The sequence below is a fragment of the Streptomyces sclerotialus genome, from assembly GCF_040907265.1.
Taxonomy (GTDB): domain Bacteria; phylum Actinomycetota; class Actinomycetes; order Streptomycetales; family Streptomycetaceae; genus Streptomyces; species Streptomyces sclerotialus.
Window position 1 is genome coordinate 1833144 of sequence record NZ_JBFOHP010000002.1, and the last position, 20220, is coordinate 1853363.

The 20220-nt window shown below is 73.2% G+C and carries 19 protein-coding genes; 5 read left to right on the top strand and 14 right to left on the bottom strand.

Features of this window, described 5'->3' with window-relative positions:
* Positions 1-5 precede the first annotated feature (5 nt).
* From AAC944_RS08200 to argC, 5 genes are read right to left on the bottom strand one after another with little or no spacing between them, the layout of a single operon-like run.
* The gene (locus AAC944_RS08200) at positions 6-545 is read right to left on the bottom strand and encodes an arginine repressor (protein ID WP_030616248.1); all 540 of its coding nucleotides are present in this window, start codon (positions 543-545) and stop codon (positions 6-8) included.
* Positions 546-553: 8 nt separating this feature from the next.
* The gene (locus AAC944_RS08205; protein ID WP_030616252.1) at positions 554-1777 is read right to left on the bottom strand and encodes an acetylornithine transaminase; all 1224 of its coding nucleotides are present in this window, start codon (positions 1775-1777) and stop codon (positions 554-556) included.
* Positions 1774-2706, bottom strand: coding sequence for an acetylglutamate kinase (gene argB, locus AAC944_RS08210; protein ID WP_030616255.1), 933 nt, complete (start codon positions 2704-2706; stop codon positions 1774-1776). Before argB ends, AAC944_RS08205 begins: the two co-directional genes overlap by 4 nt.
* Entirely contained in the window at positions 2703-3881 is a 1179-nt protein-coding gene (gene argJ / locus AAC944_RS08215; protein WP_030616257.1) for a bifunctional glutamate N-acetyltransferase/amino-acid acetyltransferase ArgJ, read from the bottom strand. Before argJ ends, argB begins: the two co-directional genes overlap by 4 nt.
* Entirely contained in the window at positions 3878-4906 is a 1029-nt protein-coding gene (argC, locus tag AAC944_RS08220) for an N-acetyl-gamma-glutamyl-phosphate reductase (RefSeq protein ID WP_030616263.1), read from the bottom strand. The genes argJ and argC overlap by 4 nt, the downstream gene beginning before the upstream one ends.
* A gap of 102 nt (positions 4907-5008) precedes the next feature.
* On the opposite strand from argC, the gene AAC944_RS08225 reads away from it, so the two are divergent.
* Both AAC944_RS08225 and AAC944_RS08230 read left to right on the top strand, forming a co-directional pair.
* On the top strand, positions 5009-5440 hold the full coding sequence (locus tag AAC944_RS08225) for a nuclear transport factor 2 family protein (RefSeq protein WP_030616265.1): 432 nt from the start codon (positions 5009-5011) through the stop codon (positions 5438-5440).
* Positions 5441-5524: 84 nt separating this feature from the next.
* Positions 5525-6448: a TIGR03564 family F420-dependent LLM class oxidoreductase gene (locus AAC944_RS08230; protein WP_030616268.1), complete on the top strand. Its 924-nt coding sequence runs from the start codon at positions 5525-5527 to the stop codon at positions 6446-6448.
* Between the two features lie 57 nt (positions 6449-6505).
* Here the strand turns inward: AAC944_RS08230 and AAC944_RS08235 are convergent, their stop codons facing one another.
* Together AAC944_RS08235 and AAC944_RS08240 are read right to left on the bottom strand one after the other, a co-directional pair.
* The gene (locus tag AAC944_RS08235) at positions 6506-7789 is read right to left on the bottom strand and encodes a GNAT family N-acetyltransferase (RefSeq protein ID WP_030616270.1); all 1284 of its coding nucleotides are present in this window, start codon (positions 7787-7789) and stop codon (positions 6506-6508) included.
* A 246-nt stretch (positions 7790-8035) separates the two neighbouring features.
* Positions 8036-9259: a beta-ketoacyl-[acyl-carrier-protein] synthase family protein gene (locus AAC944_RS08240; protein ID WP_030616272.1), complete on the bottom strand. Its 1224-nt coding sequence runs from the start codon at positions 9257-9259 to the stop codon at positions 8036-8038.
* Positions 9260-9517: 258 nt separating this feature from the next.
* Here AAC944_RS08240 and AAC944_RS08245 point away from each other — a divergent pair, with 258 nt between their 5' ends.
* Complete coding sequence (locus AAC944_RS08245) at positions 9518-10477, top strand: D-2-hydroxyacid dehydrogenase family protein (protein ID WP_030616275.1); 960 nt, start codon at positions 9518-9520, stop codon at positions 10475-10477.
* A gap of 170 nt (positions 10478-10647) precedes the next feature.
* Here AAC944_RS08245 and AAC944_RS08250 read toward each other — a convergent pair whose 3' ends face one another.
* The 4 genes from AAC944_RS08250 to AAC944_RS08265 all read right to left on the bottom strand — a co-directional run bounded on the left by AAC944_RS08250 (position 10648) and on the right by AAC944_RS08265 (position 13491).
* Complete coding sequence (locus AAC944_RS08250; RefSeq protein WP_030616278.1) at positions 10648-11217, bottom strand: histidine phosphatase family protein; 570 nt, start codon at positions 11215-11217, stop codon at positions 10648-10650.
* Between the two features lie 52 nt (positions 11218-11269).
* Complete coding sequence (locus AAC944_RS08255) at positions 11270-11785, bottom strand: GNAT family N-acetyltransferase (RefSeq protein WP_051871870.1); 516 nt, start codon at positions 11783-11785, stop codon at positions 11270-11272.
* A gap of 72 nt (positions 11786-11857) precedes the next feature.
* The gene (locus AAC944_RS08260; RefSeq protein ID WP_030616285.1) at positions 11858-12055 is read right to left on the bottom strand and encodes a DUF1918 domain-containing protein; all 198 of its coding nucleotides are present in this window, start codon (positions 12053-12055) and stop codon (positions 11858-11860) included.
* Between the two features lie 182 nt (positions 12056-12237).
* Positions 12238-13491 (bottom strand): glycoside hydrolase family 10-like protein, encoded by a 1254-nt coding sequence (locus tag AAC944_RS08265; protein WP_490368282.1) that lies wholly within the window; start codon positions 13489-13491, stop codon positions 12238-12240.
* Positions 13492-13696: 205 nt separating this feature from the next.
* On the opposite strand from AAC944_RS08265, the gene AAC944_RS08270 reads away from it, so the two are divergent.
* Together AAC944_RS08270 and AAC944_RS08275 are read left to right on the top strand one after the other, a co-directional pair.
* Positions 13697-14554 (top strand): 3-hydroxybutyryl-CoA dehydrogenase, encoded by an 858-nt coding sequence (locus AAC944_RS08270; RefSeq protein ID WP_030616289.1) that lies wholly within the window; start codon positions 13697-13699, stop codon positions 14552-14554.
* A gap of 457 nt (positions 14555-15011) precedes the next feature.
* Positions 15012-15269, top strand: a complete 258-nt coding sequence (locus AAC944_RS08275) for a hypothetical protein (protein ID WP_030616292.1) — start codon at positions 15012-15014, stop codon at positions 15267-15269.
* A gap of 114 nt (positions 15270-15383) precedes the next feature.
* Here the strand turns inward: AAC944_RS08275 and AAC944_RS08280 are convergent, their stop codons facing one another.
* The 3 genes from AAC944_RS08280 to AAC944_RS08290 all read right to left on the bottom strand — a co-directional run bounded on the left by AAC944_RS08280 (position 15384) and on the right by AAC944_RS08290 (position 20208).
* A complete protein-coding gene (locus AAC944_RS08280) occupies positions 15384-15914 on the bottom strand; it encodes an NUDIX hydrolase (RefSeq protein ID WP_030616295.1) in 531 nt (176 codons plus the stop codon).
* Positions 15915-15964: 50 nt separating this feature from the next.
* Complete coding sequence (locus tag AAC944_RS08285; protein ID WP_030616298.1) at positions 15965-17302, bottom strand: NsdA family TPR-like regulatory protein; 1338 nt, start codon at positions 17300-17302, stop codon at positions 15965-15967.
* 128 nt (positions 17303-17430) lie between these two features.
* Entirely contained in the window at positions 17431-20208 is a 2778-nt protein-coding gene (locus AAC944_RS08290; protein WP_196943040.1) for a type 1 periplasmic-binding domain-containing protein, read from the bottom strand.
* Positions 20209-20220 lie beyond the last annotated feature (12 nt).

The window sequence follows — 20220 nt, forward strand, 5'->3', positions numbered from 1 at the left end:
CGGGCTCAGCCGGACTTCTGCGCCAGCCGCAGCAGATGATCGGCGAGCGCCTGGCCGCCGTCCGGGTCACGGCTGATCAGCAGCAGGGTGTCGTCCCCCGCGATGGTGCCGAGGATGACGTGCAGCTCGGCCTGGTCGATGGCCGAGGCGAGGAACTGCGCCGCACCCGGCGGGGTACGCAGCACCACCAGGTTCGCCGACGCCTCGGCGGAGATCAGCAGCTCGCCGGAGAGGCGGCGCATCCGCTCCTCCTTGGCCGACTCGCCCAGCGGCGCCTTCGGCGTGCGGAAGCCGCCCTCGCTGGGCACCGCGTAGATCAGCTCACCGTTGGTGTTGCGGATCTTCACCGCGCCCAGCTCGTCCAGGTCGCGGGAGAGCGTCGCCTGGGTGACGCTCAGCCCGTCGTCGGCCAGCAGCTTGGCCAGCTGGCTCTGCGACCTGACCGGATCGCGGTTGAGGATGTCCACGATCCGGCGGTGCCGGGCGGTCCGTGTCTGCGGTACGGCAGGGCCGTGCAGCGAATCGTTGTCCTGCGCCTCGGTCATCGTCTCGTTCAGTCTCCGGCTCGTCGTTCCCCGTCGGCCGCCTCGCCTGCCGCGTCCAGGACGCCGGGGAGCTTCTGGAGGAACGTGTCCACCTCAGCGTCGGAGACGATCAGCGGCGGTGCGAGCCGGACCACGTCCGGCGCGACGGCGTTCACCAGGAGACCCGCGTCCTGAGCGGCCTGCTGCACCTTCGGCGCATGCGGCCCGCTCAAGACGATACCCAGCAGCAGGCCCGCACCGCGGACCGAGCCGACGAGCGGGTGACCCAGGGCCTCGATCCCGTCCCGCAGCCGCTCCCCCGCCCGCTTCACATGGTCCAGCAGCCCGTCCGCCTCGATGGTGTCCAGGACGGCCAGCGCGGCCGCGCAGACGACCGGGTTGCCGCTGAAGGTGGAGCCGTGCGCGCCCGGCGTGAGCAGCTCGGCGGCCTTGCCGTACGCGAGGGTCGCGCCGATCGGCAGCCCGCCGCCCAGCCCCTTGGCGAGCGTGACGATGTCGGCGTCGACGACGCCCTGGGCCTGGGACTCCAGCCAGTGCCCGGTCCGGCCGATGCCGGTCTGGATCTCGTCCAGGACGAGCAGGGTGCCGGTGGCGGCGGTGATCTCGCGGGCTTCCTGGAGGTATCCGGCCGGGGGCACGATGACGCCGTTCTCGCCCTGCACCGGCTCCAGGATCACGAAGGCGGTGTCGGTGGTGACGGCCTTCCGCAGCGCCTCGGTGTCGCCGTACGGCACGTACGTCACGTCGCCGGGCAGCGGCCGGAAGGGGTCCTGCTTGGCGGGCTGGCCGGTCAGCGCGAGGGAGCCCATGGTCCGGCCGTGGAAGCCGCCGGCCGTGGAGACGACGTGGGTCCGGCCGGTGAGCCGGCCGATCTTGAAGGCGGCCTCGTTGGCCTCGGCGCCGGAGTTGGAGAAGTACACCCGTCCTGGACGGCCGCCGGCGATGCTCAGCAGCCGCTCGGCGAGCGCCACGGTGGGCTCGGCGACGAAGAAGTTCGAGACGTGCCCGAGGGTGGCGACCTGGTCGGAGACGGCGCGGACGACGGCCGGGTGGGCGTGGCCCAGCGCGTTGACCGCGATGCCGCCGAGGAAGTCCAGGTACTCGGCGCCGTCGGCGTCCCAGACCCTGGTCCCCTCGCCGCGCACCAGGGGGACGCGGGGCGTGCCGAAGTTGTCCATCATGGCGCCCTGCCAGCGCCGGGTGAGGTCCGTGTTGGTCACGCCGGCCGTCATGCTGCCGCCCCCTCGTCGTCCGTGTGCTCCTTGGCGTCCGGCACGACCATCGTGCCGATGCCCTCGTCGGTGAAGATCTCCAGCAGGATCGAGTGCTGGACCCGCCCGTCGATCACCCGGGCGGTGTGCACGCCGTTGCGTACCGCGTGCAGGCAGCCGCGCATCTTGGGCACCATGCCGCTGGCCAGGTCCGGCAGCAGCTTCTCCAGCTCGGTGGCGGTGAGCCGGGAGATGACCTCGTCGCTGTTCGGCCAGTCCTCGTACAGGCCCTCGACGTCCGTGAGGACCATCAGGGTCTCGGCGTTCAGCGCGGCGGCGAGCGCCGCTGCGGCGGTGTCGGCGTTCACGTTGTACACGTGTCCGTCGTCCGCGCTCCGGGCGACGGAGGAGATCACCGGGATGCGGCCGTCGTCCAGCAGCGCCTGGACGGCGCCCACGTCGATGGCGGAGATCTCGCCGACCCGGCCGATGTCCACCAGCTCGCCGTCGATGTCGGCGTAGTGCTTGGTGGCGGTCATCAGGTGGGCGTCCTCGCCGGTCATGCCGACGGCGAGCGGCCCGTGCTGGTTGAGCAGCCCGACCAGCTCGCGCTGGACCTGCCCGGCCAGCACCATCCGTACGACGTCCATGGCCTCGGGCGTGGTGACCCGCAGCCCGCCCTTGAACTCCGACTCGATGCCGAGCTTGTCCAGCTGCTTGCTGATCTGCGGGCCGCCGCCGTGCACGACGACCGGGCGCAGCCCCGCGTGCCGCAGGAACACGACGTCCTGCGCGAAGGCGGCCTTCAGCTCCTCGTCGACCATGGCGTTGCCGCCGAACTTGATGACGACGGTCTTCCCGTGGTGCCGGGTGAGCCAGGGCAGCGCCTCGATGAGGATGCGGGCCTTGGGCAGCGCGGTGTGTTTGCGTGCGGTGGTCGGTTCGCTCATGAGGAGTACGCGCTGTTCTCGTGGACGTAGTCGGCGGTGAGGTCGTTGGCCCAGATGACGGCGGACTCGGACCCGGCGGCGAGGTCGGCGGTGATGCGGACCTCCCGGTAGCGCATGTCGACCAGGTCGCGGTCCTCCCCCACCGAGCCGTTCTTGCAGACCCAGACGTCGTTGATCGCGACGTTCAGCTGGTCCGGCTCGAAGACGGCGGAGGTGGTGCCGATGGCGGACAGCACCCGGCCCCAGTTGGGGTCCTCACCGTGGATGGCGCACTTGAGCAGGTTGTTCCGCGCGATGGACCGGCCGACCTCGACGGCGTCGTCCTCGCTCGCGGCGTTGACCACCTCGATGCGGATGTCCTTGCTGGCGCCCTCGGCGTCGCCGATGAGCTGCCGGGCGAGGTCGTCGCAGACCTCCCGCACGGCCTCGGCGAAGTCGTCGTACGCCGGGGAGACGCCGGACGCGCCCGAGGCGAGCAGCAGCACGGTGTCGTTGGTCGACATGCAGCCGTCGGAGTCGACGCGGTCGAAGGTCGTACGGGTGGCGGCCCGCAGCGCCGTGTCCAGCTCCTCGGCCGGCACGTCGGCGTCGGTCGTGAGCACGACGAGCATCGTGGCCAGGCCCGGCGCGAGCATGCCCGCGCCCTTGGCCATGCCGCCGACGACCCAGCCGTCCCGCTCGGCGAACGCGGTCTTGTGCACGCTGTCGGTGGTCTTGATCGCGATGGCGGCCTTCTCGCCGCCGTGCGGGCTCAGCTGGGCGACCGCCTTGTCGACGCCGCGCAGCACCTTGTCCATGGGCAGCAGCTCGCCGATGAGGCCGGTCGAGCAGACCGCGACCATGCCGGGGGCGTGCCCGCCCGTGTCGTCGAGCCCCGCGGTGTTGAGCGATTCGGCGACCTTCTCCGCGGTCGCGTGCGTGTCCTGGAAGCCCTTCGGCCCGGTGCAGGCGTTCGCCCCGCCGGAGTTCAGCACGACGGCGCTGAGCTGACCGGCCTTGAGCACCTGCTGGGACCAGAGGACCGGCGCCGCCTTGACGCGGTTGGCGGTGAAGACGCCGGCGGCGGCCAGTCGCGGGCCGTTGTTCACCACGAGGGCGAGGTCCGCGTTCCCGTTCTCCTTGATCCCGGCGGCGATGCCCGCCGCCGTGAATCCCTTGGCTGCCGTTACCGTCACGGCGCGACTCCGATCGTGGAAAGTCCCGTGTCCTCGGGGAGCCCGAGGGCGATGTTCATGCTCTGTACGGCGCCTCCGGCCGTACCCTTCGCGAGGTTGTCGAGCGCGCAGATCACGATGATCCGCCCGGCGGCCGCGTCGTACGCGACCTGGAGCTGTGCCGCGTTCGAGCCGTAGACGGCGGCGGTGGCCGGCCACTGCCCCTCGGGCAGCAGCTGCACGAAGGGCTCGTCGCCGAAGGCCTTCTCGTACGCGGCGCGCAGGTCCTCCGCGGTCAGCCCCGGCTTCGCCTTGGCCGTGCAGGTCGCGAGGATGCCGCGGGGCATGGGCGCGAGGGTCGGCGTGAAGGACACGCTGACCGGCTCGCCGGCCGCGGCGCTGAGGTTCTGGATCATCTCCGGGGTGTGCCGGTGCACGCCGCCGACGCCGTACGGGCTCATCGACCCCATCACCTCGGAGCCGAGCAGGTGCGGCTTGGCCGCCTTGCCCGCGCCCGAGGTACCGGACGCCGCGACGATCACGGCCTCCGGCTCGGCCAGCCCCGCCGCGTACGCCGGGAACAGCGCGAGCGAGACGGCGGTGGGGTAACACCCCGGGACGGCGATGCGCTTGGACCCCTCCAGCGCGGCGCGCGCCCCGGGAAGCTCGGGGAGGCCGTACGGCCAGGTACCGGCGTGCGGGGAGCCGTAGTACTTCTCCCAGTCCGCCGCGTCCTTCAGCCGGAAGTCGGCGCCGCAGTCCACGACCAGCACGTCCGGGCCCAGCTCCTCGGCCACGGCCGCCGACTGCCCGTGCGGCAGCGCGAGAAAGACGACGTCGTGCCCGGCCAGCGCCTCGGTGGTGGTCGGCGCCAGCACCCGGTCCGCCAGCGGCAGCAGGTGCGGCTGGAGCGCGCCGAGCCGCTGGCCCGCGTTGGAGTTGCCGGTCAGCGCACCGATCTCGACCTCGGGGTGCGCCAGCAGCAGACGCAGGACTTCGCCGCCCGCGTATCCGCTGGCCCCGGCCACCGCCGCTCGTACAGTCATCGGATCCTCCTCATCGATGGCATGACTATACGGACCAAGGCACTTTTATGCAACGCCGTGCATGTGCTCGCGCAGCCGGCCCGGCCCGCCTACGGTCGGAACGTGGACGGACAGCCTCCCCCCGACCCGCAGGAACCGGGCTGTGACGTGGCGGAAGCGCTCATCGGGCTCACCGCTGACTGGGCGGCTGCCCTCGTCGCCGGTGACGCCGCGCGCATCGCCGGCTTCATGGCCGAGGAATGGGTGAGCGTCTCCTCGTCGGGCATCGCGCCGAGGGAGCAGTTCCTGTCGCTCGTCGAGTCCGGCGAGCTGACGCACTCGGCGATGCGCTACCTCGGCCCGCCCCGGGTCCGCGTCCACGGCGACACCGCGCTCGTCACCGGAAGGATCACGAACACGGCCCACTACCGGGGCGAGCGCCTCGACGCGGACGAGTGGACGACGGACGTGTTCGTACGACGGGACGGCCGCTGGCAGTGCGTCCTGACCCACCTCACGGCCGCGGCCCCGGACCGGCCGGGTGCACAGGACTGACGGAATGGCCGGGTTCACGCGACCGACAAGAAGTTGTCACGTACGGGCGGAATGGGCACCCGGGCGGTCAGGGTTCTCAGGGGCATGACAGTCGGAGTAGCAATCGACGCGACAAGGTCCGGCAACCAGATCGACGCCACCGTGCAGTTGGCCGAAGAGGCGGCGGCCGCGGGCCTGCGGTCCGCCTGGTTCGGCCAGACCTTCGGCGCCGACTCACCACAGCTCGCGGCGCTCGCCGGGCGGGCGGCCCCCGGCCTCGAGGTGGGCACGTCCGCGATCCCCGTCTTCGGACGGCACCCCCTGACCGTCGCGAGCCAGGCCCTGACCGCCCAGGCGGCCACGCACGGCCGTTACCACCTCGGCATCGCCCTCGGCACCAAGCTCCTGACCGAGACGGGCTTCGGCCTCCCCTTCGAACGCCCCGTCGCCCGGCTCCGGGAATTCCTCACCGCGCTGCGGCAGCTGACCACGACCGGCACCGCCGACTTCCACGGCGAGCTGCTCACCGCGGCCACCCCGATCCCGGCCCGCGTACCGGGCGCCGACGCCGGCGTACCGCTGCTCGTCGCCGCGATGGGCCCGCAGGCGCTGCGGGCCAGCGGGGAACTGGCGGACGGGATCCTGCCGTACCTCGCGGGGCCGCGCGCGCTCGCCGAGCACATCGTCCCGGCCGTCACCGCGGCGGCGGAGGCCGCCGGGCGCCCCGCGCCCCGCATCGTGGCGCTCGTGCCCGGCGTGGTCACCGACGACGCCGACGCCGTGCGCGAGACGGTCACCGAGCAGCTCGCCTTCTACGAGCAGGTCCCCTCCTACGCCCGGGTCATCGAGCTGTCGGGCGGCAAGCGCGCCGCCGACGTCGCGGTGATCGGCGACGAGCGGACGGTCGCCGACGAGGTGCGCCGCTACCGCGACGCCGGGGCGACGGAGGTGGTCCTCACCGGCACGGAGATCGCCGGTGCCGCCGACCGGCGCCGGACCTGGCAGCTCCTGGGACAGCTGGCGGGCTGAGCCGGCCGGGCCCCGTGGCCGGCGGGCTGCCGGCCACGGGGCCGTGTCACCGGCGGGTCAGCCCCCGAGGGCGGCCGGGTACCGGATCACCCCGCCGGGGACCGGCCGGGCCGCATCGAGCGGAAGGGCCATCATCGCCTCGTCCGGCACCTCGAACGGCGCCCTGATGCCCCAGCGGGAGGCGGGCGCGAAGCCGAACCTGGGGTAGTACTCCGGGTGCCCCAGGACCAGCACCAGGTGCTCCCCGGCCGCGCGGGCGGCCTCCAGCGCGGCGCGGATCACGGCCGAGCCGGCGCCCCGCCGCTGGTGGGCGGGGAGCACCGCGACGGGCGCGAGCGCGAGCGCGGGGTGACCGCCGACATGGCAGCGGGTGAGCAGCGCGTGCCCGGCGAGCGTGCCGTCGGGCGCCTGGACCACCAGGGACAGGCCGTCGAGCCACGCACCGGGATCGGCGCGCAGCGCGTCGACGATGCCGGCCTCCTCCGGGGTGGGGAAGGCGGCGAGGTCGACCGCGCGGACGGCGGCGGCGTCACCCGGTGCTTCGGGACGGGTGAGCCATCCGGCGGCGGTCCCGGGGGCCGGGTGGGGGCGCAGGACGTAGCCCGCGTAGTCGTACTCGCCGCCGTGCTCCCGGCGGAGGGCGATCTCCTCCCGGGCCCCGGCCAGCGCCTGTGCCATGCCGGGCCGCTCCGGGTCGGCCGCCGCGATCCGCTCGGCGAGCGGGTCGTAGTACTCCGCCCACCAGTCGCTGTCCGGCTGGGGCAGACGGGCGTCGACCCGGTATCCGGCCGCCTCGGCGAGCGCGGTGTTCTCCGCGGCGGTACGCAGTGGGTACGCGGCGTCCCAGAAGGCCCGTGCCCGCGGGGACGGGGCGGGGACGGACCACTCGGGCTCGGTGACGACCAGGGCACCGTCCGGCGCCAGGAGCCGGCGCCAGCCGCGCAGTGCGGCCTCGAAGCCGACGACGTACGCCGAGCCCTCCGCCCAGACCAGGTCGAAGGCATGGTCGGGGAAGGGCAGGCGGTCCATGGAGCAGTTGACCGTGGTGATCCGCGAGCCCAGGCCGCGCCGGGCAGCGGCGGCGGTCAGCTCGTCGAGGAAGGGCTGGTGCAGGTCGACGCAGGTGACCTGGGCACCGGCCTCGGCTGCCAGCAGCAGCGCGGAGCGGCCGGGGCCGCAGCCCAGGTCCAGTACGCGCGGGTGCTGCGGCAGCGGTCTCGCCGACCGGAGCAGCCGCCGGGTGGTGGCGTCCGACCCGGGTCCCTGCCTGGGCAGCCCGTGGTGCAGCGCGAAGAACGCCTCGTGGAGGGCGTCGGAGAAAGGTGAGGAAGTAGAAGACAACGTGGAAACCCCTGTGATCAGGGTCCCGGTACGCACGGAGGCGTGCCCGGCGTCACCGGGCGGGTGACACGGGTCAGGCCGGGACCCGGGAAGTGAGGATGGCCCGGGCGCCGCGCACAGCGGCGTTCGCCACGGCAGTCATCGACTCACCTCCGTCACCGCTCGGTCTCTCCGCAGCGACAGTAGCACGCACCCTGGCACCCCGGCCGGGTCCCGGCTGAGGCACCAGGGCGTGCGGACCGCCCGTCAGGGGGCCGGGGTGAAGGCCAGCGACGCGTTGTGGCCGCCGAAGCCGAAGGAGTTGGTCAGGGCGGCCCGTACGGGGGTGCGGCGCGCGGTGCCGGTGACGACGTCGAGCTTCACCTCCGGGTCGAGGGTGTCGACGTTCACGGTCGCGGGCACGACGCCGTCCCGTACCGCGAGGATCGTCGCGAGCGCGCCGAGCGAGCCCGCGGCTCCGAAGAGGTGACCGGTCATCGACTTGGTCGCGGTGACGGCCGGGTGGCTGCCCACCGCCTCGGTGACCGACTGTGCCTCGGCGAGGTCGCCCTTGGGCGTGGACGTCGCGTGCGCGTGGACCAGTCCGATGTCCTGCGGCGCGAGCCCGGCCTCGGACAGCGCCCGGCGCATGGCGCGGACCTGTCCCTCGGGGTGGGCGGCCGTGATGTGGAAGGCGTCCGAGGTGACGCCGGCCCCGGCGAGGGTGGCGTGTGCGCGGGCGGAGCGGGCGGCCGCGAATCCGGCGCGTTCGAGCACGACCACGGCGGCGCCCTCGCCGATCACGAAGCCGTCGCGGTACACGTCGAAGGGGCGGGACGCCCGCTGCGGCGCGTCGTTGCGCGTCGAGTGCGCCTTGGCCTGCGCGAACCCCGCCATGGTCAGCGGGCAGATGCACGCCTCGGCGCCGCCCGCGACGACCACGTCGGCGCGGCCGAGCCGGATCAGGTCCAGCCCCATGGCGATCGCCTCGGCCCCGGAAGCGCAGGCGCTGACCGGGGTGTGGGCGCCGCCGCGGGCGCCGAGTTCGATGCTGACCCAGGCGGCGGGGCCGTTCGCCATCAGCATCGGCACGGTGTGCGGCGACACCCGGCGTACGCCGGAGGCCTCCAGCACGTCGTCCTGGCCCAGCATGGTGAGCGCGCCGCCGGTGCCCGTGCCGATCACCACGGCCAGCCGCTCCGGGTCGACGTCCGGCGTGCCCGCGTCGGCCCAGGCCTCGCGCGCGGCGACCAGTGCGACCTGCTCACAGCGGTCCATCCGGCGGGCCTGCACCCGGTCCAGCACCGCGGACGGTTCCACCGCGAGCCGGCCCGCGATCCGGCCGGGCAGCTGGTCCGCCCATTCCTCCTCGATCGGGCCGATGCCCGACCGGCCGGCCAGCATCGCGTTCCAGGTCGACTCGGCGTCCCCGCCGAGCGGTGTCGTGGCTCCCAGGCCGGTGACCAGAACGTTGTCGGTGTCCACACTCATGGGCGAGCCCCCTTTATAGGAGAGAGACAACTCTTCGCGCGGCCGAAGCCCTCGACTGCACGCCGAGCCGTCGGGTCGTCGACCACTGTGCCAAGGGATTTGCAGGGAAACAGGTGCGGTGATCAACTGAGTCCGGTCGCCAGGGTTTGTAAGGTCTCGCCATGCGCGGGAACAAGACAGACAGGTGATCCGCCGGGTCGCCGGGCGCCCGTGGGAGAGACTGGCCCGGTTGCGGCCGGCTGACAGGAGGGGCGGAAGATGACGCTGCGGTGTGCGGTGCTCGACGACTACCAGGGCGTCGCGCTGTCCATGGCGGACTGGGGCGCGGTGTACGGGGACGTCGACGTACGGGTGGTACGGGAGTACATCGGGGACCAGGAGCGGCTGGCCGAGACCGTCGGGGACTGCGAGATCCTCGTCGCCATGCGGGAACGGACGCCGTTCCCCGCCGAGCTGTTCGCACGGCTGCCCCGGCTGCGGCTGCTGATCACCTCGGGCATGCGCAACGCCGCCATCGACCTGGCGGCAGCGGCCCGCCACGGCGTGACCGTGTGCGGCACGGCCGGCAACAGCGAGCCGCCGGTCGAGCTGACCTGGGCGCTGCTGCTGGGCCTCGCCCGCAACGTCGTCCGGGAGAACGGTGCGCTGCGGGAAGGCGGGCCGTGGCAGCAGACGGTAGGTGCCGACCTGTACGGGAAGCGGCTCGGGCTGCTGGGCCTGGGGAAGACCGGCACACGGGTCGCCGCGGTCGGGCAGGCCTTCGGGATGGACGTGGCGGCCTGGAGCGAGAACCTCACGGACGAGCGTACGGAAGCGGCGGGCGTGCGCCGCGCGTCCTCCCTCGAAGAGCTGCTGGAGAGCAGCGACTTCGTCTCCGTGCACCTGGTGCTCGGGGAGCGTACGCGGGGTCTCGTCGGTGCCGCCGAGCTGAAGCGGATGCGGCCGACGGCGTACCTCGTCAACACCTCGCGAGCCGCCATCGTCGATCAGGACGCGCTCGCGACGGCGCTGCGCGAGGGCCGGATCGCGGGCGCGGGAGTGGACGTGTTCGACCAGGAGCCGCTGCCGGCGGACCATCCGTACAGGTCGCTGCCGAATCTGCTGGCCACTCCGCATCTGGGCTATGTGACGCGGCGCAACTACGAGGGGTACTTCCGGCAGGCGGTGGAGGACATCGCGGCGTTCGTCGCGGGGGCTCCGGTGCGGCAGCTGGGCTGAGCGCACGGGAGGGAAATGCCGGGCGGCGGGCCCGGGGGCGCGGCCGGCATGGGCCCGCATGACGCCCCCTCAGCGCCCGCGCGGCGATCCCGGGCGGCCCGTCCTCGACGGGCTGGAAGACCGCACGGTCGACGTCACCCTCTGAGCCCGGCCACCGCGGAAGGGGCGCCCTAGGCGGACAGGACGAGGGTCCAGGCGCCGGGGTGGCCGTGCAGGGCGGTGACGGAGAGGGGGAGGACGTCCAGATGCCAGTAGGCGTGCGGCGGGACGCGGAGGGCGTAGATGAGGGCCGCGCGGATGACGCCGGGATCGGCGACGGCCAGGGCGCTGCCGCCGTCGCCGACCGGGCGGGTGTCCAGCCAGCGGCCGACGCGGGTGATGAACGCCAGCAGCGACTCGCCGCCGTGCGGGGCCGCGCGGGGGTCGGCCAGCCAGGCGTCGACGGCCTGCGGTTCGGTGGCCGCCACGTCCCGCAGCGTGCGCCCGCGCCACCGGCCCATGTCGCAGTCCCGTAGCGCGGGCTGGACCAGTGGGGTGAAGCCGAGCAGCTCGCCGGTCTCCCGGCTGCGGGCCGAGGGCGAGCAGTAGCGCAGCTCGGCGGCGGCCAGCGGGTTCATGGCCGGTGCGGCCCGCTCGACCTCGTGCCACCCCATCGCGTCCAGCGGCCGGTCGTCGTCGAAGCGGGCTTCGAGCAACGAGGAGCTGCGCCCGGCAGCGACCAGCGTGAGGCGAACAGTCATTCGGTGATGGTAAGAGCGCCGGTCTCCCTGTGAACCCCCTCAACTCACATATTTACGGGGCATGTTCGGTTTCGACGCCCGGAGCGTGATGTTCCGCCCCGGGGGCGGGTCCGGCGACCCCGGCGAGGGCGAGCGCCATCCACTTCTCGGGGTCCGTGATGCGGCGGAAGCCGACGCGTTCGTACACGCCGTGCGCGTCCTCCGTGGCGAGCATGATCCGGCGCAGCCCGCACGGTGCCAGATGGTCGCGGACGGCGGTGGCGAGCGCCCCGCCCAGCCCCCTGCCGCGCGCGGCGCGGTCGATGTAGACGTCGCAGAGCCACGCGAAGGTGGCGTGGTCGGTGACCACCCGTGCGTACCCGGCCTGGCGGCCCGACGCCATCTCGTACACCCCGAAGTTGAGGGACCCGTCGATCGCCCGGTCCTGGCGTTCACGGGGGCGGCCCAGCGCCCAGTACGCATCCGTGGACAGCCAGTGGTGGACCAGGGCGCGGTCCAGGCGGGCGGGGTCGGTGGAGATCTCGTAGCCGTCGGGGGCCGGCAGCTCCGGACCGGGTGTGGCGATCATGGCCGGAGCCTGGCAGACCGGCCCGGGGACGTCGAACGGTTTTCCGTCCGCCGCCCCCGGCGCCGGCCACTGTCAGCCGGTCGCCTGGTCCGGGTGCCGTACGACGGTGTCGGGGCCGGGCGACATGATCGTTTCGTGGCCGTCCTCGAAGCGGACGCGGTACGGCGGGGTCCCGCTCTCGCCGAGCACTTCGACGACCTCGGCGACCCGGTCCCGCTGCCCGACGACCCTGCCGTGCATGAGCAAACGGTCGCCCTTTTCAGCGTGCATCAGAGGTGACCTCCACATCCGGATGGTCGGGTGCGCCCGGACACGCCGGCCGCAGCCGTCAGGGGGCGCGCTGCCGGTACCGCTGAGGGGCCGCGCCCGTACGGTCAGTCTAGGCCCGGCAGCCGTTCCGGGCGCCGGTCACGACCGGCCATCGGCGTGCCGGCCGCCGGGCCTGCGGGCCGTCAGCGCGGCGGCCGCACCCGGGTCGGATAGTGATCGGCCACCACGCGGGCCATCGCGCCGGTACGGTCCGTGGCCACTTCCTTGGCCGAGAAGTAGACGTTGCCGCGCACCTGCTTGTAGCGCTCGTCGAAGGTGAGGTGGCGGGAGAGCTCCTTCGGGTTCTGCCAGGCGGCGGGCTGGGCGGGGTCGCCCGCCTTGTAGAGCGCCTCGCCGATGTAGAGGTGCACCTTGGTGCCGTCCACGGTCCGGGCCCACCAGGGCACGAGCTTGGCGTAGTCGGCGGCGGCGAAGCCGATGTTCCAGTAGACCTGCGGGACGATGTAGTCGAGCCACCCCTCGCGGACCCACTTACGGGTGTCGGCGTACAGATCGTCGTACGTCTGTACGCCCGCTTGGGTGTCGGAGCCCGTCGGATCGGTGCCCTTGTTGCGCCAGACGGCGAACGGGCTGACGCCGAAGCGGGCGGTGCGCCGGGTCGCGTGCACCCGCTCCCCCAGCTCGCGCACCAGCCGGTCGACGTTGTCCCGGCGCCAGCTCGCCCGGTCCGGGAAGCCGCCGCCGTGTTCCGCGTAGGCCGCGTCGTCGTTGAGCGTCTGGCCCGCGACCGGATAGGGGTAGAAGTAGTCGTCGAAGTGGACACCGTCCACGGGGTAGCGGCGTACCGCGTCCATGATCGCGTCGAGGACGAAGGCCCGGACCTCCGGCAGGCCGGGGTTGTAGTAGAGCTTGCCGCCGTAGGACAGCACCCAGTCGGGGTGGACCCTGGCGGGATGGGTGGGGATCAGCTTGCCCGGGTCGGCATGGTTGGCGATCCGGTACGGGTTGAACCAGGCGTGCAGTTCCAGGCCGCGCTCGTGCGCCTCGCGGACGGCGAATTCCAGCGGGTTCCAGCCGGGGTCGCGGCCCTGGACTCCGGTGAGGTACTGCGACCACGGCTCGTGGGGCGAGGGCCACAGCGCGTCGGCCGTGGGACGTACCTGGAAGAGGACCGCGTTCAGACGTGCCGCTGCCGCCTCGTCGAAGTAGGCCAGCAGCTCGGCCTGCTGCTGCGCGGCGGTCAGGCCCGGCTTGGAGGGCCAGTCGCGGTTGGCCACGGTCGCCAGCCACATGCCCCGGAACTCCGGCCGGTGGGTGTTCCCGCCGCCCGGCCCCCGGCGGCCGGCGGCTGCTGCGGTTCCCTCGGCGGCACCGCCCCCGCCCCGGGGGCTCGCCGCGGCGCCCGGTGTCCACAGTGCCGAGGACGCCACCCCCAGCGCGGCCACAGCGAATCCTCTTCGGGTGATATTTCCTATTCGTCGCATGCCACCACCCCAATCCGTCCGGTACGTGAGCTCTCCACGCTCAGAATGCCCGCCCCGCCCGCCCCTGCGCACCAGCGCGCGGAGTAACGTCGGGGCCGAGGCGGGCGTCGGACCCTTACGGCTCCCGCCGGTCCCGAAGATCAGCGAAAGGCACGATGTGACCGACATCGAACGCGTCGGAGTGGTCGGCTGCGGCCAAATGGGCGCTGGTATCGCGGAGGTATGTGCCCGGGCCGGCCTGGAGGTCATGGTCGCCGAGACCACCGGCGAGGCCCTTGAGATCGGCCGCACCCGCCTCACCAACTCCCTCGGCAAGGCCGCCGAACGCGGCAAGATCACCAATGCCGAGCGGGACGCGACGCTCGACCGGCTCAGCTTCACGACCGACCTGGGCGAATTCGCCGACCGTGACCTGGTCGTCGAGGCGGTCGTGGAGAACGAGCAGGTCAAGACCGAGATCTTCCAGGTCCTCGACCAAGTGGTGACGCGTCCGGACGCCATCCTCGCCTCCAACACCTCCTCCATTCCGCTGGTGAAGCTGGCCGTCGCGACCTCCCGCCCCGACCAGGTCATCGGCATCCACTTCTTCAACCCCGCCCCGGTGCAGAAGCTGGTCGAGATCATCCCGGCGCTCACCACCGGCGAGGAGACCATCAAGCGCGCCGAGGCGCTGGTCGAGAACCACCTGGGCAAGCACGCCATCCGCGCCCAGGACCGCTCCGGCTTCGTCGTGAACGCGCTCCTGATCCCGTACCTGCTCTCCGCGATCCGGATGTTCGAGTCCGGCATCGCCAGCCGCGAGGACATCGACAACGGCATGGAGCTCGGCTGCGCCCACCCGATGGGCCCGCTGAAGCTGTCCGACCTGATCGGCCTGGACACCGTCGCCTCGGTCGCCGACTCGATGTACGAGGAGTTCAAGGAGCCGCTGTACGCCGCTCCCCCGCTGCTGCAGCGGATGGTCGACGCGGGCCGGCTGGGCCGCAAGACCGGCTCGGGCTTCTACCCGTACTGAGGTCCCCGCGCGGCCCGGCTGCCACGCGCGCACCGGCCCGTGCCGCTCCCTTCCTTCCGGAGCGGCACGGGCCGTCGCCGTTCCACGGGGGCGCCGGACGGCGTCAGAAGGCGTGGGCCGTCCGGCCGTCCGCCGCCGCTCGGGGGAAAGACGGCGGTCGGACACCGCCGGCGGGGCGCCCGGTCCGCCGGCTGCTGCCCCCGTGGCCCTCCTGAGTCAACTGCACGCCCGCCACGGCCGGGACCGTGTGAAGGGCCCCGGTTGGAGTGCGCGGTTCACACCCCGTGCGAAGCCCGCACACCCCCGGCCGTGCCGTCCACGGCACCGTATTCACACGGGGTGTGCGACGTTGACACGCATATTCCTGCCGCACACTCTCCCGCCTTTCCCCACAAGCCTGTTCACTGTCCGTAGTACGAAAAAACGCCGAGTTTCCGAGAGGAATGAGGAGCGGACCGTGACCGCCCACCCAGAAACCGACCAGGTGGCCAGCGACGTGGCGGAGCTCAGACGCTGCTGTGACGTGCGCACAGCGCGCGTCGACGGCCAGCTCGCGCTGCTCGCGCAGCGCACCGAGCAGTACGAGCGCGACGCGGACGAGCTGCACAGCCGGCTGACCCGCATCGAACACGGACGGTGGCCACTGCCGTCCGTCGCCGCGCTCACCGGGATCGCGGCCCTGGCGGTCGCCGTGTGGCAGGTCCTGACGACCTGACCGAGGCCGGTTCACCTTGACCTGACCGGCGCCGGGCGGCGTCCGCAACGGCCCTGACGGGCGTCGCCGGGCCGGGCGCCGGTCAGCCCAGGGCCGCGCGCCCCGGGTGTTCGCTCAGCCCAGGCGGAGGTGGTGCAGCATCAGCAGCGCCGCCGCCATGTTGGCGGCCGGTACCTCACCCCGCGCCACCATGTCCGGCACCAGCTTGAGCGGGATCCACTCCCGCCGGTCGGACTCGAAGTCGTCCTCGGGGTGGCCGACGTACTCCGCCTGGTCGGTCCAGTAGACGTGGTGCCGGGCGTCCGTGAGGCCGTTGGACGGCTCCACGGTCATCAGGTGCTGGAGGGGGCCCGGCCGCCAGCCGGTCTCCTCCTCCATCTCACGGGCGGCCGCGACGGCGACGTCCTCGCCGTCCTCGACCACCCCGGCGGCCAGCTCCCAGCCCCAGGTGTCGGTGATGAAACGGTGCCGCCAGAGCAGCAGCACCTCGTTGGCCTCGTTGACCACCGTGGCCACCGCGACCGCCCGCATGCGGATCAGGTAGTGGTCCAGGTGCCGCCCGTCCGGGAGTTCCACATCGGCGAGATTGACCCGGAACCAGCGGTTCTCGTACACGGTCTGCTCCTTGAGGTTCTTCCATCGCACGTGTCTGCCACCTTCCGCCGTAGAGATGGCACGTGGACACGAGCCATCCGTCAGAGCGGAACGCGCAACGCCTCGTCGATCAAGTCGGCCGCGGCGTCGGTGGCGCTGCTTCCGGTTTCGGCAAGGAGTTCGCGTACCGCCCGAAGACGGTCCCGTAACCGCTGCGACTCCATGCCCCGTGCCTGTTCGGCCATCTGCGTCGCACTGGCCACGGCGCGCTCTGTCTCTCCCTGTCTCAACTCGATGTGCGCGAGCATGGCCAGCCGGTGCACCCGTCCGCGGTCGTGCGCGGGGGTGTCGACGGCGGCGGTCGCCTGCTCCCGTGCGGCCCGGAGGTCACCCAGGCTGAGCAGTGCCTCCGCCACCTGTACGTTGACCAGGCCCGGCTGGACGTACCCCGTCTCGTCCGGCTCCTGGCCCGGGCGGATCCGCTCCGCCGCGGCCTCGGCCCGGCGGATGCAGGAGAGCGCGCCCGTCCCGTCGCCCAGCCGTGCGTACGCCTTCGCCTGCATCGCGTACAGGTCGGCGGCCAGCGCCGGGGTGATGTGCGGACCCGCCGCGCGCAGCGCCGCCTCGGCGAAGGCGACCGCCTGGCGGTACTCCCGGGTGAACAGCGACTGGTTCACCAGCAGGGCGATGATGTACGCGCCGAGCCCCCGGTCGCCGCTCGCCTTGGCCAGCCGCAGCGCCTGGTGGAAGTAGCGCTGCGCGAGCCCGAAGGCGTCCGAGTCGTACGCACAGATGCCGGCCACGGCCACCAGTCCGCCGGTGGCCCGGTGCAGCTGGCGGCCGGTGGCGTCGGTGTAGCTGCCCCTCAGCAGCGGCGCCGCCTCGGTGTTGAGGAAGCCGACGATGCGTGCCCTGGTCGCCACCCCGCCGGCCTTGCGGTACATCTGCTCGTAGTGCGTACGCGCCGACCGCAGCATCTCGATGTCGGCCATGGACACCCGGGTCAGGCCGCTGCGCGAGACGTCGGAGTCCTCCGGTGGGTTCTCCCACTCCCATACGGGCATGACGGCGGAGGTGCCGGTGAGCGCGGGCGCGCTGAGGACGTGCGGACGCTGCTGCTCGTCGGAGCGCCACAGGGCCGTGGCCCGTTCGACGAAGCCGGAGAGCGGGGTCTCCGGGGCACGGCGGGTACCGGGCCGGCTCAGCCCGATGTCGTCCAGGCTGACCGGGCGGTGCAGCCGCTCGCTGAGGATCTCGCAGATCAGGTCCGGCACCTGGCCGCGCGGCCGCTGTCCCTTCAGCCAGCGGGCCACGGCGGTGTGTTCGTACCGCAGGGACAGGCCGCGGCGGCGGCCGAGCTGGTTGATGTGCACGGCGAGCCCGGCGTGCGAGATGCCCGCCTCGTCCAGGATCGCATCGAGCAGGGTGTTGGGCTCCATGGCCCCCTCCCGGTCCGCGCCGACGTCAGCGGCGGGCGCGTTTCGCCTCGTCCTCAGCGTAGACAGGGGAAGTTCACACGGGGTGTGAAGCGCACCGCCCCCGCCCGGCGCCCGGGGCGCGCTTCACCTCAGTCCGGGCAGCGGTGGGCGCCGCCCGGGCCCCAGTGCCGGCGCTGCTCATGGGCGTTGACGGTGCCGCACACCAGCTCCGGCGTCGGACTGCCGCCCGGGTGACCGCGGAGGACGAACACCAGCTTGTCCGGGGTGAGCCGGCCGTGCCGGCCGATGGCGTCGACACGGCCCGTGGCGCCGTCGTAGCCGCCGACGCCCTGGAAGAGGGCGGTCTGCACGGCGGACCGGCCGAGCGCGCCGTCCCGCTGCTCACCGGTGGCCTGCCACGCCGCGTCCACGCCCTTGGCCAGGTAGTGCAGCGCGTCCCAGGCCACGGCCGCGTGCCCGTCGTGCACCAGCGCCTTGTTCAGGGCGGCGGTGTCGTGCCGGTACTCCCGGACGTACGCGGCGGTGAACGTCCGGGCCTCCGCGTTCTCCTTCAGCAGCGGTGCGCTGGCGCTGCTGAGGTAGTACAGGTCCAGGCCCGGGAAGAGCTGCCACGGATGGTCCTGCTGTATCAGCGCGTTGGTCACGTCGTCACCGCCGAGCACGCTGAGCCGGGGGCAGCTCGTGGCCTGCTCGTCGAAGGCCCGCAGGAACTGGGTGAACTGGGCGCCCCGCGCCGTCCACACCAGCGCCGTCCGCGGCTCCTCCCGCACCGCGTCGCAGACCTGGCCGGCCAGGGCGTGCAGGCTGTCCTGGCGCCGGGCACCCGCCGCCGCGGCACCCGTGGTGGGCTCGGGCGCATCACGCGGCGTGTACGTGAGGACGTCCGTGCGCCCGCTGCCGTAATACGTGCGGAAGGAGGTGCCGAGCCCCGCGCTGTAGGGGTCCGCCTCGTCGTACACCAGCACCGCGCGCTTCGCGGTACGGACGCCCGAAGCGGTGCGCACGAAGTCCGCCTCGGCGGCGAACCCGGCCATGGCCCGCGCGCCCCGGTCGTCCACGGGGGCGAGCTGGTAGTAGTGCCTGCCCTGGGCCACCAGGGCGTCGGCGGTCCCCGAGGTGCCCACCATCGGGATGCCCGCCCGGTCGAGGATCTCCACCGCCTTGAAGGTGCTGTGCCGGCTCTGCACGAAACCGACGACGCCGACGATCGACGGATCGCCGTGCTGCGCCAGGTCCGCGATCCGGCGGGCCACCGCCTCGGCGTCCTTGTACCGGTCGCCCGCGTCGGCGGCGATCACCCGCAGCGGGACGTCCTCACCGCTGTCCGCCTCCGCGTTGACGTCCCGCTGGGCGAGGGCGATGCCGCGCAGGGCCGGGAGGGTGCCGCCACGCACCGCGTCCTCGGCGCCCTTACCCCCGCTGAGCGCACCGAAGTAGACGACGGTACGGTAGCGGGGCACGGGCGCCGGGCCGGCCGGACCGCCCTCCTCCGCCGCCTTCTCCACCGCCCCGTTCTGCCGCTCGATCTGCCGCAGCACCGCCTTGAGCGCCTGCTCCGACGGCCCGTTGCCGAGCCCCTTCGCGCCGGTGTCCACTCCCACGCACGTACCGTCCGCACCCAGGAACATCTGGTCCCGGCAGCGGTCCTCCGGGTCCCGCGTGAACGGCACGCCGCTCACCGCGGTGAGCACCACCGCGCAGGCCAGCAGCAACGCCCCGGCACAGGCCGCCACTTCGGTACGGGGACCGAAGCCGGGCACGGGCGGCAGCAGGGCCGGGTTCTGGTCGAGCCAGTACCGTGCCCGCTCGTCGTCCTCGGGGGTCTCCGTGACGGGCACGACGACCCCGGTGGGCTCGCCCGACTCGCGGTCCGCCTCGGCGATCTCCGCGAGCCGCAGTCCGGCCTCCGCGAGCCCGGCCGCCTCGATATCGGGAATGCGCCCGGCGACGGAGCGCACGCCCGCCGCCACCACCAGGACCGAGGTGCAGCGCAGGTGCTCGGCGGCGGAGCGCAGCTCGCGCAGGAAGCGCTGCTCGCGCGAGTCCTGGGAACCGGACTCGGCGAAGAGCAGTACGAAGCGGGTACGGCGGCGGCGCAGCCAGGGGTGCAGCGGGCGGGAGCGGCAGGCGGCGTCCAGATCGGCGAGCAGCGCGTGCAGCAGGACCCGGTCGAGGGTGACCTCGTCGCGGTACCGGCCGCCGCCTGCCAGGCCCGTGGCGGAGTGGAAGAAGTCGGTGGGCCAGCTGCCGTGCTGGGCGCGGTACCACTGTGCGTGCCAGCGGGGCCGGCGCGGTCTGCCGAGCATCAGCCGGGCGGCCCGCCGCCCGTACAGCAGGCGGGGCAGCCCCTGGAAGAGCGGCCCGGCGAAGAAGTTCCAGATCATCGAGAAAGCGCTGCCGCCCTGGTCGCCGCGGCCGCCCAGGAACCACAGGCCGGCCGCGAGACGCGACCCCTGACGGTGCTCGTTGTAGCAGTACCTGCGGAGCCGGGACTCACGGTGGGCGGGGTCGCCCTCGAAGGGCGGGGCGGAGACGACCGCGCGCATCAGCCGGTAACGGGGCAGCCGCAGCTTGCCCGTGCCGGGCGGCATCGTGACGGTGAGCTGGTTGACGATGTCGTCGAAGAGGGCCAGCGGGACGCCCGCGGGCGCGCCGGCCTCGACGTGGGCGTGCGAGGTGAGGACCCGGTCCTGGCCGCGGAGCCGGGAGCCCAGCCCGGCGACGATGCGCCGCCCCGCCGTCCCCGTCCCCGGTTCGAGGAGCAGGACCACCGGGACCCTGCCGCGGTCGCGCCGCTCCTGGAGCACCAGCCGGTCGAAGGCCTTCACGAAGCTGTCCACACCCGGTAACGCGGGCACACCCCCACGGCTTGCGGTGCTGCCGTCCTCGTGCGTCATACCTGTCATGCGACTCCCCCG